The following is a 14,903-nucleotide window of genomic DNA, read 5'->3' on the forward strand; positions in this document are numbered from 1 at the left end:
CCACACGGGCGCCCAGGTGTTCGGCCCAGTCCCGGACCGCCTGGTGGGAGTCGGCCTGCCCGATCAACAGGGCGGTGCCCAGGTGTGCCGGAACGGGCTGGTGGTGGGGACCTCGGTCCGCGCGGCGCCGCTCCCCCTTCGGGGCGGTGGACCCCCGGGGTGCTCACCCACGGTGATCGTTCTGTCGTCATCTCTCGTCCGGTCCTCAATCGCTGTGTGACCTTGGTTGCGTAGGGTGTCCACGCACGGGGTGAGTCCGGTCCGCCGGCCCCGCCCTGAGGCCGTTCGTCCCGGTCCCGCGACATCCCTGGGCGGCGACCCCCGGTGCGGCACGGCGCCGCGCCTGACGCGAGTGATCACGAGGTGGGTGCTCCATGTTCGAGGAGACGGCGCGACCGCGGCCGGGAGCCGTTCGGGTCGCCGCGCACCCGCTGGGAGGCCGGTGATGGGAACCAGGGAACGCCGACTGGGGCTGTTCGGGTTGGGCGCGCTCTTCGTGCTCTACCTGGTGGGAACCCTCGTCCCGGCGGGCGAGTCCACCCTGACCGCGTCACTGGGTCAATGGCCCACCGCCGTGGTGGCGGGTGCGGCCGGAATCTCCCTGCTGTACGCCTCGCGGCGCTGGGCCCGGACCGGAGCCGACCGCGCGGCCCACGTGGACGGGGCGGACGGGCCCGCCGCACTGCGCTTCCTCGGGCTGGCCGCGTTGGCCTGGTGCGCGGGCGGGATCACCCACGCCATCACACGTTCCCTCAGCGGGGCCTCCTTCCTCTCGCTCACCCTGGGTGACCTGTTCGCGCTCGCCGCGCTGCCACTCTTCGTGATCGGATTCACCCGCTTCGCGCCCTGGCCGGGCGGCCTGCGGACGGCTCTCCGGCACATCATCGACAGCTACGTGTGCGCCGCCGCCGTCTTCTCGGTGGTGTGGATTCTGCTCTTCTCGCCGTTGTACGAGGAACTGGGCGAGGGGGCCGGGTTCCTCGGGTTCGCCCTGGTGTACCCGGTCGCCGACATCGTGGTGCTGTGCCTGTTGGTTCCGCTGGTGTTCATGTCGCCGCACAGCACCCGGCGCGCCGTGCTGGTCGCGATCGGCGCGCTGGTGGTCATCGCCGCCTCGGACATGGTCGGCGCGGTGACGCGCCTCACCGGTCCGCCGGTGGCGGGCGGCCTCGAACAGCCGGTGCGCTTCCTCGGCTTCGCCCTGCTGGGCGCGCTTCCCTGGCTGGTGGAGCACCGGCCGGGCGCGTCGCCCCGCAGGATCACCGGCCGGGGCCTGTACCGGTTCGCTCCGGAGATCGCCGCGGTGGCGTCGGTGTTCGCCGCCACGGTGGTGCTCACCGTCGCCGCGCTGCGCCTGCCGGACGTCGCCCCGGTGCTGCCGCTCGCCGCGGGCACGGCGGTGCTGGTCCTGCTGCTGCGGGTCGTCGGGATGCTGGAGGAGAACTCCACGCTCGCCCGCATGGTCCGCAACCGCGAGGGCCACTTCAACGAGCTGGCCCGCAACAGCGGCGACGTGATCCTCGTCCTGGACCGCGACGGCGGTGTCTACTACATGAGCCCGGGCACGGCCGAGGCGTTCGGGTACCGGCTGGACGACGTCCTGGCGGCCCCGGTGACCACGCTCATCCACCCCGAGGACCTGGCGAGGACCAAGGCCGTCAAGGAACTGTTCACCGAGCGCGCGAGCCAGGGCGTCCACCTGCGCCTGCGGGTGCGCGCGGCGGACGGCACCTGGCGGCACACGTCCTCGACGATCTCCCTGTACGAGCAGCCGGGAGAGCCGGACCGTCTTCTGGTGACCACCAGCGACATCAGTGCCCAGGTCGCGCTCCAGGACGAGGTCGAGCACCTGACCTTCCACGACGGCGTCACGGGCCTGCCCAACCGCGCCTACCTGGAGGAGCGGGCGAGCGACGTGCTGGCGCACCGGGCGATGAGCGAGGACCCCTCGGTCGACGTCGCGGTGATCTTCCTGGACCTGGACGGGTTCACGGCCGTCAACGACTCCGCCGGGCACGTGCGCGGCGACCACATGCTGGGGCAGGCGGCCCGCCGCCTGCGCGGGGAGCTGGGTACCAACGCCACGCTCGCCCGCTGGGGCGGGGACGAGTTCGCGGTCCTCGTGGAGGACGTGCCCGAGGCCCAGCGGGTGGTCGACCTCGCCGAGCGGCTCGGCCGGGTGATCGCGTCCGAACCCTTCCAGGTGGCGGACCGCGACATCGTGCTGACCGCCAGCATCGGGGTCGCCTTCGCCGACGCGGCCACCGACAGCGGCGAACTGCTGCGCAACGCCGACGTGGCGATGACCCGCGCCAAGGAGCGCGGAGCGGGGAACGTGGAGGTCTACGCCGCGCACATGCACGACATGGTCGTGTCGCGGCTGGAGCTCCAGATCCGGCTGCGGCAGGCGTTGTCCAACAGCGAGTTCTTCCTGGAGTACCAGCCGGTCGTGGACCTGGGCACCTCGCAGGTGAACGCCGTCGAGGCGCTGGTGCGCTGGGACCGCGACGGCGAGGCGGTCGGACCGGGCGAGTTCCTGGGCGCGGCCGAGGAGTCGGGCCTGATCGTGCCGCTGGGGGAGTGGATTCTGCGTGAGGCCTGCGAGAAGGTCGCCGTGTGGCGGGTCTCCGACTGGGACATCGGTCTGTCGGTGAACCTGTCCGTGAAACAGGTGCTCTCACCGAGGTTCGTGGAGACGGTCGCGGGCGTGCTCGCCGAGACGGGGCTGCCCGCCGAGGTGCTGACCCTGGAGGTCGACGAGGAGGTCCTCCTCGACGACGGGGACGAGGCGGTGACGCGCCTGGGCGAGCTGCGTGCGCTCGGGGTGCGCCTGGCCATCGACGACTACGGGATGGGGTACGCGTCGCTGGCGCACCTGCGCGAGCTGAGCGTGGACGCGATCAAGATCGACCCGTCCTTCATCGCGGACCTGGGGCGCGACGACACGGTCACCCTGCTCACGCACACGATCATCCAGCTCGGTCGCGACCTGGGCGTCCAGGTGGTGGCCGAGGGGATCGAGCGCCCGGAGCAGTTGGAGCAGCTGCGGGTGATGGGGTGCGACCACGGCCAGGGGTTTCTGGTGGCCCGCCCCATGCCCGCGAGCGGGGTGGAGTCCCTCGTGGGCGGGGAGGCCGGAGCCCACCTGTGAGCGGCCGGGCTCTCGGATCATCGGAGAAGCTCATGAGGCCGTAGGGCCCTGGGTTTCGGCGCGCTGGTGCGCCGGGCCGCTCGTGCCGAACACTCCGGGACCTCTTCGTGGAATAGCCCGGGATGGGATGTTAAGTCCGGCTTACGGGATGACCCTCGAGCCCCTGTCGCGTGTTCTGCGTTACACGTGGCGGGGGCTTCGTGTGTGTTCTTGCGGGTCAGTGCGGTGTGGGTGGCGACGCGTGGGCCGCATTCTGACATTTCTGTCTCGAAATATGAGACAAACTTCAGTTCTGGTTGACGTGCGACCGGTCCTTCGGCCAATGTTGTCAACGTGCAGAACAACTCCCTGATTCTCGTACTTGGTCGGCGCGCAGCCCACTGAGTTTCCTCTGCTGCGCGCCACCCCTCGACCGCCATCCGGCGGTGGGGGTTTTTTTATTGCCGCACCGGGCCGAGAACCGGAACCACCGCCCCCAGAGCCGTAGTACTGCTCTGGAACCTCGCTGAAGGATCTTGAGATGACCGAGCAGATGACCGGCGCCCAATCGCTGATCAGGTCGCTGGAGCACGTCGGCGTTGACACTGTCTTCGGAATCCCCGGCGGCGCCATCCTCCCCGCGTACGATCCGCTCTACGACTCGGTGAAGGTGCGCCACATCCTGATGCGCCACGAACAGGGCGCCGGGCACGCGGCCGAGGGCTACGCCTACGCCACGGGACGCCCCGGGGTGTGTATGGCCACCAGCGGGCCCGGCGCCACCAACCTGGTCACCCCGCTCGCGGACGCGCACATGGACTCGGTCCCGATGGTCGCCATCACCGGCCAGGTCGCCTCCCCGATGATCGGCACCGACGCCTTCCAGGAAGCCGACATCTGCGGCATCACGATGCCGATCACCAAGCACAACTTCCTGGTCAAGGACGTCCGCGACATCCCCCGCACGGTCGCCGAGGCCTTCCACATCGCCTCCAGCGGCCGCCCGGGCCCGGTGCTCGTCGACATCTCCAAGGACGCCCTCCAGAACAGCACCGACTTCGTCTGGCCCGAGCGCCTGGACCTGCCCGGCTACCGCCCGGTCACCAAGCCCCACGGCAAGCAGGTCCGCGAGGCCGCCCGGCTGATCGCCGACTCCCGGCGCCCGGTCCTGTACGTGGGCGGCGGGGTGCTGCGCGCCGGGGCCGCCGCCGAACTGCGCGTGCTCGCGGAACTCACCGGAGTCCCGGTCGTCACCACCCTGATGGCGCGGGGCGTCTTCCCCGACAGCCACCCGCTGTACGTGGGCATGCCCGGCATGCACGGCGACGTCGCGGCCGTCGGAGCGCTCCAAAAGTCCGACCTGATCATCGCGCTCGGTGCCCGCTTCGACGACCGGGTCACCGGCCGACTCGACAGCTTCGCCCCCGACGCGAAGATCGTGCACGCCGACATCGACCCGGCCGAGATCTCCAAGAACCGCCACGCCGACGTGCCCATCGTCGGTGACTGCCGCGAGGTCCTCGCCGACCTGGTCGTCGCCGTCCGCGCGGACCAGGAGAAGGGCCGCCAGGGAGACTACGAGGCCTGGTGGGACCGGCTCAAGCAGCTGCGCACCACCTACCCCAAGGGTTTCGACGCCCCCACCGACGGCAGCCTGTCGCCGCAGGCGGTCATCCAGCGCCTCGGCCAGGTCGTCGGCCCCGAGGCCACCTACGTTGCGGGTGTGGGCCAGCACCAGATGTGGGCCGCGCAGTTCATCGACTACGAGCGTCCCGGTTCCTTCGTCAACTCCGGCGGCCTCGGCACCATGGGCTTCTCCGTCCCCGCCGCCCTGGGCGCCAAGGTCGGGGACCCCGACCGCGTGGTCTGGTCGGTGGACGGCGACGGCTGTTTCCAGATGACCAACCAGGAACTGGCCACCTGCGCGATCGAGGGCATCCCGATCAAGGTGGCCGTGGTCAACAACGGCAACCTGGGCATGGTCCGCCAGTGGCAGACCCTGTTCTACGAGGGCCGGTACTCCAACACCAACCTCCAGACCGCGCCGCTGGACGAGAAGGTCCGCATCCCGGACTTCGTCCGCCTGGCCGAGGCCTACGGCTGCGTCGGCCTGCGCTGTGAGCGCCCGGAGGACATCGACGCGACCATCGAGAAGGCGATGTCGATCGACGACCGCCCCGTGGTCGTCGACTTCACCGTGAACCACGACGCCATGGTCTGGCCCATGGTCGGCCCCGGCGTCAGCAACGACAACATCCAGTACGCGCGCGACATGGCGCCCAACTGGGAACACCAGGACTAGGAGTAGGGCCGAACCACCATGAGCCGTCACACGCTTTCCGTTCTGGTCGAGGACACCCCGGGCATCCTGGCCCGGGCCTCCGCCCTCTTCTCCCGTCGTGGATTCAACATCGACTCGCTCAGTGTCAGCACCACTGAGTACACCGGACTGTCCCGGATGACGATCGCGGTCAACTGCGACCTCCACCCTCTGGAGCAGGTGACCAAACAGCTCAACAAGCTGGTCAACGTCGTCAAGATCGTGGAGATGGACACCACCGCGTCGGTGCAGCGCGAGCTGCTCCTGGTCAAGGTCAAGGCCGACGCGTCGAGCCGCACCCATGTGCTTCAGACGGCCGAGCTGTTCCGCGCGCACGTCGTGGACGTCAGCCCGGACGTCGTCGTCATCGAGGCCACCGGCGACCCCGAGAAGCTCGATGCCCTGGTCAGGAACCTGGAACCGTTCGGTATCCGGGAACTCGTGAAGTCAGGGCTGGTCGCCCTGGGGCGGGGACCCCGTTCGATCACCGACCGCTCCCTCAGGGCGGTCGACCGCAGTGCCTGAGCGGTCGCCCGGAAACGACACCGGGAACCGCGTGAACTGAGAGGCTGTCCGGACACGGCCGGACGCCCGCCCCGCCCCCAAGAACGTGAGAAACAAGGAGTAACCCCAAGTGGCAGCACAGATGTACTACGACGACGCCGCGGACCTCGCGCTCATCCAGAGCAAGAAGGTCGCCGTGATCGGTTACGGCAGCCAGGGCCACGCGCACGCGCTGTCGCTGCGGGACTCGGGCGTGGACGTCCGGATCGGCCTGGCCGAGGGCTCCAAGAGCCGCGCCAAGGCCGAGGAGGAGGGCCTGCGGGTCCTCACCCCCGCCGAGGCCACCCGCGAGGCCGACGTGATCATGATCCTCGTCCCGGACCACATCCACCGCGACCTGTACGCCCAGGAGATCGCCCCCCACCTGGAGCCCGGCAACGCCCTCTTCTTCGGGCACGGTTTCAGCATCCGCTACGGCCTGGTCCAGGCCCCCGAGGGCGTCGACGTCGCCATGGTCGCCCCCAAGGGCCCGGGCCACCTGGTCCGCCGCCAGTACGAGGCCGGGCGCGGCGTGCCCTGCCTGGTCGCGGTCGAGAAGGACGCCAGCGGGCAGGCCTGGGACCTCGCGCTGTCGTGGGCCAAGGGCATCGGCGGCACCCGCGCGGGCGTCATCAGGACCACCTTCACCGAGGAGACCGAGACCGACCTCTTCGGTGAGCAGGCCGTGCTGTGCGGCGGTACCGAGGAGCTGGTCAAGGCCGGTTTCGCCACCCTCGTCGAGGCGGGCTACCAGCCGGAGATCGCCTACTTCGAGTGCCTGCACGAGCTCAAGCTGATCGTCGACCTCATGTACGAGGGCGGCATCTCCAAGATGAACTGGTCGGTCTCGGACAACGCCGAGTACGGCGGCTACACCCGCGGCCCGCGCCTGATCACCGAGCAGACCCGCGAGGAGATGCGCAAGATCCTGGGCGAGATCCAGGACGGCACGTACGCCAAGGAGCTCATGGACGAGTTCGACGCCGGCCAGCCGACCTTCTCCAAGCGTCGCGAGGCCGAGCAGAACGAGCAGATCGAGAAGGTGGGTGCCGAGCTGCGTCCGCTGATGAGCTGGCTCAAGGCGTAGTACCCGCGCTCTTCACTCGAATCCTCCACCGGGGCGGGGCGTGGGCCCCGCCCCGGTGGCGTGTGCGGGCAGGGTGACTCTTCTTTCGCCGGAGGTCCTCCCTCCGCCTGACGGGCTTCCCTACCCCGCTAGTAGACTTTGGACCGGCCGTCACCCCCGATCAGGGCAGCGCCTCCACCTGCGCGATCGGGTCGCACCACCCGAAAAGGAACAGTTGTGACCAAACCCGTCGTACTCGTCGCGGAAAAGCTCTCGCCCGCCGGAATCGCGCTACTCGAGGAGGACTTCGAAGTACGCCATGTGGACGGCGCCGACCGGTCCCAGCTGCTTCCCGCCCTCGCCGACGTCGAGGCCCTCATCGTGCGCAGCGCCACGCAGGTCGACGCCGAGGCCGTCGCCGCGGCCAACCGGCTCCAGGTCGTCGCCCGCGCGGGCGTGGGCCTGGACAACGTCGACGTCGACGCCGCCACCAAGGCCGGTGTCCTGGTGGTCAACGCCCCGACCTCCAACATCATCAGCGCCGCCGAACAGGCCATCAACCTCCTGCTGGCCAGCGCCCGCAACACCGCCCCCGCTCACAACGCCCTCATCAACGGCGAGTGGAAGCGTTCCAAGTACACGGGTGTGGAGCTCTACGAGAAGGTCGTCGGTGTGGTCGGCCTGGGTCGGATCGGCGCCCTGGTGGCCCAGCGCCTGCTGGCGTTCGGTACCCGCGTCATCGCCTACGACCCCTTCGTACAGCCCGCCCGCGCCGCCCAGATCGGCGTGGAGATGGTGACCCTGGACGAGTTGCTCGAGCGCTCCGACTTCATCACGATCCACCTGCCCAAGAACAAGGACACCCTCGGCCTCATCGGCGACGAGGCGCTGGGCCGGGTCAAGCCCTCGGTCCGGATCATCAACGCCGCGCGGGGCGGCATCCTCGACGAGGACGCCCTGTACCGGGCGCTCAAGGACGGCAGGGTGGCCGGGGCGGGCATCGACGTGTTCGCCAAGGAGCCCACCACGGACAGTCCGCTGTTCGAGTTCGAGAACGTCGTGGTCGCCCCGCATCTGGGAGCGAGCACGGCCGAGGCGCAGGAGAAGGCGGGCACGCAGGTCGCCCGCTCGGTCAAGCTGGCCCTGTCCGGCGAGTTCGTCCCGGACGCGGTGAACGTGCAGGGCACCGGGGTCGCGGAGGAGATCAAGCCGGGTTTTCCGCTCACCGAGAAGCTCGGCCGGGTGTTCACCTCGCTGGCGGGGGCGCTGGCCGCGCGGATCGACGTCGAGGTGCGGGGCGAGATCGCCGCGCACGACGTCAAGGTCCTGGAGCTGGCCGCGCTCAAGGGTGTGTTCACCGACGTGGTCGAGGACACCGTGACCTTCGTGAACGCGCCGCTGCTCGCCAAGGAGCGCGGTGTGGAGGTCAACCTGGTCACCAGTGACGACAGCAGCGACTGGCGCAACCTCATCTCCGTGCGCGGGGTCCTGGCCGACGGAACCCGGGTGTCGGTCTCGGGCACGCTGACCGGCCCCCGCCAGTCCGAGAAGCTGGTGGAGATCAACAACTACACGATGGAGATCGGCCTCGACGAGCACATGGTGTTCCTCTCGTACGAGGACCGTCCGGGTGTCGTCGGCAAGGTCGGCGCGCTCCTCGGTGACGGCGCGGTCAACATCGCGGGCATGCAGGTGATCCGGGACCAGGAGGGCGGCAAGGCGCTGATCGCCCTGACCGTCGACTCCGCGGTGCCGGACGAGCTCCTCGGTTCGATCTCCGCCGAGATCGACGCCGACATCACCCGCCAGATCGACCTGGAGGACTGACGGCCCGAGCCGGTCACATCGGGACCGCCCCGCCCGGATATCGAAAATTCGACATCCGGTCGGGGCGGTCCCTTTTCTGTGCGTCGAGAATTTGTCATAAATGGATCTTTGATATTCGATTCTCTGATCCGGGATCTCCTTTAAAGCGTGAGTCAGGGGTGGGTAAACAACCAGAGACACGCGACTGCGTGGTTTTTCGACTCCGCTGACGTGGTGGAACTCTGTTCCAGAGCCGACCGGGTGTTGCATCCTCAGGAGTCGGTTCCCGGCCATCCGGTGTTCCGTGTGAATGGGGTTCGAATTGCGTTTTCTGCGGCAGCGACGTGTTCTCTTGGCATTGGGTTCGATGGCGGTGGTCACCGGGACCTTCGGATCTTTGTTCCTCGCGGGGCGGGTCGATCTGTGGTCGGCCGTGCAGATCACCGCCCTCGCGGGGCTCTCCGGACTGGTCGCCCTGCTCGTCGTCCAGACGCGGCGTACCGCCGCCCAGATCAGACACCTGCGCCGGGGCCTCGACCGCCAGGTGCGCGAGGTCGCGGAGATCGCGGGCGAGAACCGGGCCGAGATGTTCGGCCGCGCCGACGACCTGACCGACCGGATGGACGTGGTGGCCGCATCGGTGGCCGAGCTGCGCACGGAGATGAGCGGTCGGCTGTCCGAGGTCCAGGTCATCAAGAGTTCCACCGTGCACACCCGAGCGGTGCTGTGAGGGAGGGGCTCCTGGCGGAGGCACTGAGGGGCCGCGGTCCGGGGCGACTGCTGCTGTGCCACGTCGGCGCGGGGACCGATCCGGGTCCCGGTGCCGGGAGCGGAGTGGAGACCGTCGACCTTCGCGAGACGCGCGACCGGGAGTTCGACGGCCCGGTCGGGCGCGTGGTGCTGCTCGCGGCGAACACGGCCGACCTGCGGGAGGCGGTCCCCCTGAGCGACGGGCTGCCTCCGGCGGCCGAGTTCAGGGTGGTGGTCGAGGCCACGGCGCGGCACACCGGACCGCCCTTCCCCTCGCCGCCCGGTCTGGGGCAGTGGCAGGGCCTGCTCGACTTCCATGTCGGCCGTCTGCCGGACCGGGGGTGGACGTGCTCCTTCGCCTTCACCGATCCGGTCGACGCGCGGACGGTCCTGCGCTCGGTGGCCCAGGGGATGGTGGGGGGTCGGCGCGGACCGGCCCAGCCGCCGCGTGCGGCCGCTGACGCCGTCTCGGCCCCGGCCCCCACCTGGGAGGGGCTGGGCCGCCCCGGCGCGCTGTCCGAGCGCCCCGCGCTCCGGGAGCTGTCGGTGGAGGACGTTCCGGTGGTGGATGAGCGGGTGGTGAACCCGATGGGCTTCAGGCGTGGTTCCACCCCGCGTGTGGGCCGGTTGGTCTCGCGTGGTGGGCGTTGGGTGCTGGTCGCGGGGAACGGTGTGCGTTGGCGGGTGCCGGAGGACGGCGCCGTGTCGGACGTGGACGTGGCGGGTCTGCGCGATCTGCGTGCGGTGCGGGTGGAGTGGGGTCGCCACAGTGGCCCGTTGGCGGCGGTGCGGGCGGTGGCAGGGCTCGCCGCCGCGGGGATTCCGCTGGTGAGCGGCCCGGTGCCCGGATGGGCGCGGTGCCTGGGTGGGGAACTGTCGGATCTCGTCACCTCCGTGGAGGAACGGCTGATGGTGGACCCGCAGTCGCGTGAGGAGCACAGCGTCCGGTTGCGGCGTGCGGCCCTGCGGGTGCACGGGTCGCACGGTCGGGCCCGGCTCCTCGCGGACGCGGGAGGTCCTCCGGTTCCGGCGGAGCCCTCGGTGTCGGTGGTGCTGTGTACGCGGCGTCCCGAGATGGTCGGGTTCGCGTTGCGGCAGGTGGCCCGCCAGCGGGGCGTGGACGTGGAGGTCGTGCTGGCCCTGCACGGCTTCGCGGTGGACGCTCCCGGGGTCGCGGCCGCGATCGCGGAGTTCCGGCGGGGCGGCCGTTCGGCCGTGGTCTGGGAGCCGCCGGAGGACCTGGTCTTCGGTTCGGTGCTGAACGGTGCGATCGCGCGGGCCAGCGGAACCCTGGTGGCGAAGATGGACGACGACGACTGGTACGGGCCCGATCACCTCTCCGACCTCGTGCTGGCCCGCCGCTACTCGGGGGCCGACCTCGTCGGGAGCATCGTCTCCTTCGTCTACCTGGAATCCCTCGACCGCACGGTGCGTCTGGCCGGGAAGACCGACACCCTGTGGCACCGGGCGGCCGGAGGCACCCTGATGACGGACCGCAGGACGCTGGAGGAGGCGGGCGGGTTCGCCCGGGTGTCGACCGCCGAGGACACGCACCTGCTGGCGGCGATCGAGCGGATGGGGGCCCGCATCCACCGGGGACACGGCTGCAACTACGTCCTGCGGCGCAAGGCGGGCGGCCACACCTGGGGTGTCGGCGCGGGTTACTTCCTGCGGCTGTGCGGCGAACAGCAGCTTCCGGGGTGGCGGCCCAGCGCCCTCCTGGAGCCCGATCCGGAGGACCTGCCGACCACCATGCTGGCCGGGACCTGGACGGATCTGGCCGAGGCGGAGGAGGAGCGGATCTGCTTCGCGGGGGCGACCAGGTGATCGAGGCACTGTTGACCCGCGCGCGGCGGGCGCACGGGGCGCGGAGGGTCCTGGTCGCCCACACCGGCCCGGGTGCCGCCGCGACCGCCACGGCGCTGGTGGGCGAGTCCGGGAGCCCACTCGTCGACCTGGGGCGGGGCCGGGGCGGGACGGGCGGACGGGCGAAGCGCCCGGTCGACCTGCTCGTCCTCGTCGCCGTGACCGCCGCCGACCTGCGTGCCGCCGTCCCGCGCGCCGAGCGGCTCCCCGACGCGACCGGGTTCGGTATCGCGGTCCGGAGTACGGCACCGCGCCAGTCATCGCCGCTGCCCTCCCCGCCGGGGCTCGGGCAGTGGGCCGGTCTGCTGTACTCGCGGACACGACGACTGCCGGACGAGGGCTGGCTGTGGGAGTTCTCCTTCGCCGACCCGGTCGAGGCGGCACTGGTGCTGGACGCCGTCGCCCGGGGACTGACGGGGGGCAGGCGGGGGCCCGGCTGGGCCGCGCCGCCCAGCGCTCGGAACCGGGTGGTGACCGACCCTTCCTGGCTGCACCTGGGCGGCCGGGGGGCGGTGGCCCGGGCGGCCGGGACCGCCCGGCTGTCGGTGGGGGACGTTCCGGTGGTGGACGAGCGGGTGGTGAACCCGAGGGGTTTCAGCCGGACGTCGACGCCTCGTGTGGGCCGCCTCGTCTCCCGTGGTGGGCGTTGGGTGCTGGTCGCGGGGAACGGTGTGCGTTGGCGGGTGCCGGAGGACGGCGCCGTGTCGGACCTGGACGTCGGGAAGCTGCGTGACCTGCGTGCGGTGCGGGTGGAGTGGGGTCGCCACAGCGGCCCGGTGGCGGCGGTGCGCGCCGTGGCGTCGCTGGCGGCCTCGGGGATACCGCTCGTGGGCGCCCGCCCTCCGCTCTGGGCGCGGCCCCTGGGGGAGGAGCTCCACGACCTGCTCGCGTGGTCTCTGGAGGAGGAACTCGACGACGAACTGATCCGTGAGGAGCACAGCGTCCGGTTGCGGCGCGCGGCTCTGCGCGTTCACGGTGCGGGTGGGCGGGCCCGGCTCCGCGCGGGGGCGGGCGGTGCGGTGGTCGCGCCGGAGCCCTCGGTGTCGGTGGTGCTGTGCACGCGGAGGCCGGAGATGGTGGGCTTCGCGTTGCGGCAGGTGGCCCGCCAACGGGGCGTGGACGTGGAGGTCGTGCTGGCCCTGCACGGCTTCGCGGTGGACGCTCCCGGGGTCGCGGCCGCGATCGCGGAGTACCGGAGGGGCGGCCGATCCCTGCTGGTCTGGGAGCCGCCGGGCGACCTGGTCTTCGGTTCGGTGCTGAACGGCGCGATCGCGCGGGCCAGCGGAACCCTGGTGGCGAAGATGGACGACGACGACTGGTACGGGCCCGATCACCTCTCCGACCTCGTGCTGGCCCGCCGCTACTCCGGTGCCGAACTCGTGGGGTGCGCGGCGGAGTTCCACCACCTGGAGCACCTCGGCCTGACCGTGCGGCGTCTGGTCCCGTCCGAGGTCTTCGCCCAGCACGTCACCGGCGCCTCGATCCTCACCGACCGCACGACCCTGGAGGAGGTGGGCGGTTTCCGGCCCCTCCGGGTCGACGAGGACGCCGGGCTCCTCGACGATGTGCGGGACGCGGGCGGTTCCACCTACCGCATCCACGGTCTGGGATGCGTGATCCGGCGCAGGGGAACCGGCCACACCTGGAGTGAGACCTCCGGCTACTTCCTGCGCGAACCCCTGCGCCAGTGGCGCGGTTGGCGCCCCAGCGCACTGCTGGAGTCCAGCCCGGAGGACGCCCCGGCACCGACGACCGAGACGACCACACCCGACTCTCCGACAGCTAGGAGTGACCGATGACGCTTGTGCAGGGCGGTCCGGCGGAGGCGCCGCCGACACTCCGTCCGTTCGTCCGCCGCAACGACTACTCGGTACTGGAACCGCCGTCCCTGGGGGAGTGGGAGCCCACCCTGTCGGTGTGCGTGGTCGTCCCGGCGTACGGCGGGCAGGAGAAGCTCGACCTGACCCTGGCGTCGATGGCCGCGCAGAGCTATCCGCCCGCCCTGACGGAGGTCGTGGTGGTGGACGACGGCAGCGATCCCGCGTTGCGTCTGCCGCCGATCCGCCCCGAGCACACCCGGATCGTGCCCAACGAGCCCGGCGGGTGGGCGCGGGGGCACGCGCTGAACACGGGCGCGGCCTCCACCGACGCGGACGTGCTGTTGTTCTTCGACGCGGACATGATCGCGTTCCGCGAGCACCTCGAGGCGCAGATGCGCTGGCACCACCTGGCCGACTACGTCGCGGTCACCGGGCATCTGCGCTGTGTCGACCACGTGCCCGGGGCCCTGTTCCCGGCGGCCGTCCTCGACGCGGTGCGCCGGGGCGATCCCGAGGCGCTGGTGGCCGGCCCGGGTGAGGAACTGCGCTGGCTGCGGCGCGCCTACAAGCGTACGAAGTTCCTGCGCGAGGTCGGCCACCAGGGCTTCCACTACTTCATCGGTGGGACCGGGTCCGTGCGGCGCGCCTTCTTCGAGGAGTCGGGCGGGGCCGCGTCCGCGCTCGTCCTGGGAGAGGACACCCACCTCGGATACCGGTTCGCCCAGAACGGGGCGGTCTTCGTCCCCGAACCGGAGGCCGGGAGCTGGCATCTGGGACTCCCGCAGATGGAGACCCGCAGGGAGGAGGGCGGCCGGTTCCGTCGCCCCTTCGTCGGCAACCGGCTCCCCCTCGCCGAGGAGCGTCGTGCCCTGACCGGACGCCAGTGGGAGGTGCCGCTGGTCGACGCGGTGGTCGACACCGTGGGGGCGGGGTTCGACGAGGTCGCGGAGACGGTGGACGCGCTGCTGGCCGGTGAGGTGGCCGACGTCCGCGTCACGTTGGTGGGAGAGTGGGAGCGGGTGACCCCGGGACGGCACCGGGTTCTGGACGACCCGGACCTGGACGTGCGCCTGCTCCACGAGCACTACCGGTGTGAACCGAGGGTGCGACTGGCCGAGTCGGAGCCGACGACCGACCCCGACGTCCCCTTCGTGCTGCGGGCCCTGCCCGGGCAGCCCCTGACCCCGCACGCACTGAAACACATGATCGGCCTGGCCGAGGAGACCCACGCGGGGCTCGTGCGCGCCACGGGACCCGACGACGACCTGGGCGGACCCCGGCTGGAACGCGTGGCGGCCCTCGCCCGAGCGCGGAGGCTGCGGGTGGCGGGGGAGGACCTGGACGACCTGCTGGACCGGGTGGCCGGAGTGCACTGGATCGACGGCGACGCGGTGCTGTCCACGCAGCGGGAACCGGAGGGGGCACGCCCCGCGAAGGCGGTGGCGGAACCGCCGGGGGATTGGCGGGAACGGCTGGAGGAGGCCCGGGCACGGGCGGAGTCGGAGCGGCTCCGAGCCGAGCGCCTGGAGGGTCGGTTCCGCTGGTTGACCAGGAGCCGAACCGGTCGGCTCCTGTACCGGATCATCGGTTGAGGACGTGGGA

9 protein-coding genes are annotated in these 14,903 nt (G+C 71.1%); all 9 read left to right on the forward strand.

Annotated elements, in window-relative coordinates; translation table 11 throughout:
* Positions 1–445 precede the first annotated feature (445 nt).
* The 9 genes from ABZ635_RS22415 to ABZ635_RS22455 all read left to right on the forward strand — a co-directional run bounded on the left by ABZ635_RS22415 (position 446) and on the right by ABZ635_RS22455 (position 14,893).
* Positions 446–3,151 (forward strand): EAL domain-containing protein, encoded by a 2,706-nt coding sequence (locus ABZ635_RS22415; protein WP_357768529.1) that lies wholly within the window; start codon positions 446–448, stop codon positions 3,149–3,151.
* Between the two features lie 520 nt (positions 3,152–3,671).
* Positions 3,672–5,432, forward strand: a complete 1,761-nt coding sequence (locus tag ABZ635_RS22420; RefSeq protein WP_357768531.1) for an acetolactate synthase large subunit — start codon at positions 3,672–3,674, stop codon at positions 5,430–5,432.
* A gap of 18 nt (positions 5,433–5,450) precedes the next feature.
* The gene (gene ilvN, locus ABZ635_RS22425; protein WP_017547239.1) at positions 5,451–5,975 is read left to right on the forward strand and encodes an acetolactate synthase small subunit; all 525 of its coding nucleotides are present in this window, start codon (positions 5,451–5,453) and stop codon (positions 5,973–5,975) included.
* A 109-nt stretch (positions 5,976–6,084) separates the two neighbouring features.
* Positions 6,085–7,080: a ketol-acid reductoisomerase gene (ilvC, locus tag ABZ635_RS22430; RefSeq protein ID WP_357768533.1), complete on the forward strand. Its 996-nt coding sequence runs from the start codon at positions 6,085–6,087 to the stop codon at positions 7,078–7,080.
* Between the two features lie 216 nt (positions 7,081–7,296).
* Entirely contained in the window at positions 7,297–8,886 is a 1,590-nt protein-coding gene (gene serA / locus ABZ635_RS22435; RefSeq protein ID WP_357768535.1) for a phosphoglycerate dehydrogenase, read from the forward strand.
* Between the two features lie 346 nt (positions 8,887–9,232).
* Positions 9,233–9,595 (forward strand): hypothetical protein, encoded by a 363-nt coding sequence (locus ABZ635_RS22440; RefSeq protein WP_357768537.1) that lies wholly within the window; start codon positions 9,233–9,235, stop codon positions 9,593–9,595.
* Positions 9,592–11,442, forward strand: coding sequence for a glycosyltransferase family A protein (locus ABZ635_RS22445; protein WP_357768539.1), 1,851 nt, complete (start codon positions 9,592–9,594; stop codon positions 11,440–11,442). The genes ABZ635_RS22440 and ABZ635_RS22445 overlap by 4 nt, the downstream gene beginning before the upstream one ends.
* On the forward strand, positions 11,439–13,280 hold the full coding sequence (locus tag ABZ635_RS22450) for a glycosyltransferase family A protein (RefSeq protein ID WP_357768541.1): 1,842 nt from the start codon (positions 11,439–11,441) through the stop codon (positions 13,278–13,280). Before ABZ635_RS22445 ends, ABZ635_RS22450 begins: the two co-directional genes overlap by 4 nt.
* The gene (locus ABZ635_RS22455; RefSeq protein ID WP_357768543.1) at positions 13,277–14,893 is read left to right on the forward strand and encodes a glycosyltransferase family A protein; all 1,617 of its coding nucleotides are present in this window, start codon (positions 13,277–13,279) and stop codon (positions 14,891–14,893) included. The genes ABZ635_RS22450 and ABZ635_RS22455 overlap by 4 nt, the downstream gene beginning before the upstream one ends.
* Positions 14,894–14,903 lie beyond the last annotated feature (10 nt).

Origin of the sequence: Nocardiopsis sp. NPDC007018, from assembly GCF_040635075.1 — a bacterium.
In the GTDB taxonomy this organism is placed as follows: Bacteria; Actinomycetota; Actinomycetes; order Streptosporangiales; family Streptosporangiaceae; genus Nocardiopsis.

Coding starts and splice junctions, on each gene's coding strand:
- ABZ635_RS22415 (WP_357768529.1), top strand. CDS start 446: ATGGGAACCAGGGAACGCCGACTGGGGCTGTTCGGGTTGGGCGCGCTC.
- ABZ635_RS22455 (WP_357768543.1), top strand. CDS start 13,277: ATGACGCTTGTGCAGGGCGGTCCGGCGGAGGCGCCGCCGACACTCCGT.
- ABZ635_RS22420 (WP_357768531.1), top strand. CDS start 3,672: ATGACCGAGCAGATGACCGGCGCCCAATCGCTGATCAGGTCGCTGGAG.
- ABZ635_RS22440 (WP_357768537.1), top strand. CDS start 9,233: ATGGCGGTGGTCACCGGGACCTTCGGATCTTTGTTCCTCGCGGGGCGG.
- ilvN (WP_017547239.1), top strand. CDS start 5,451: ATGAGCCGTCACACGCTTTCCGTTCTGGTCGAGGACACCCCGGGCATC.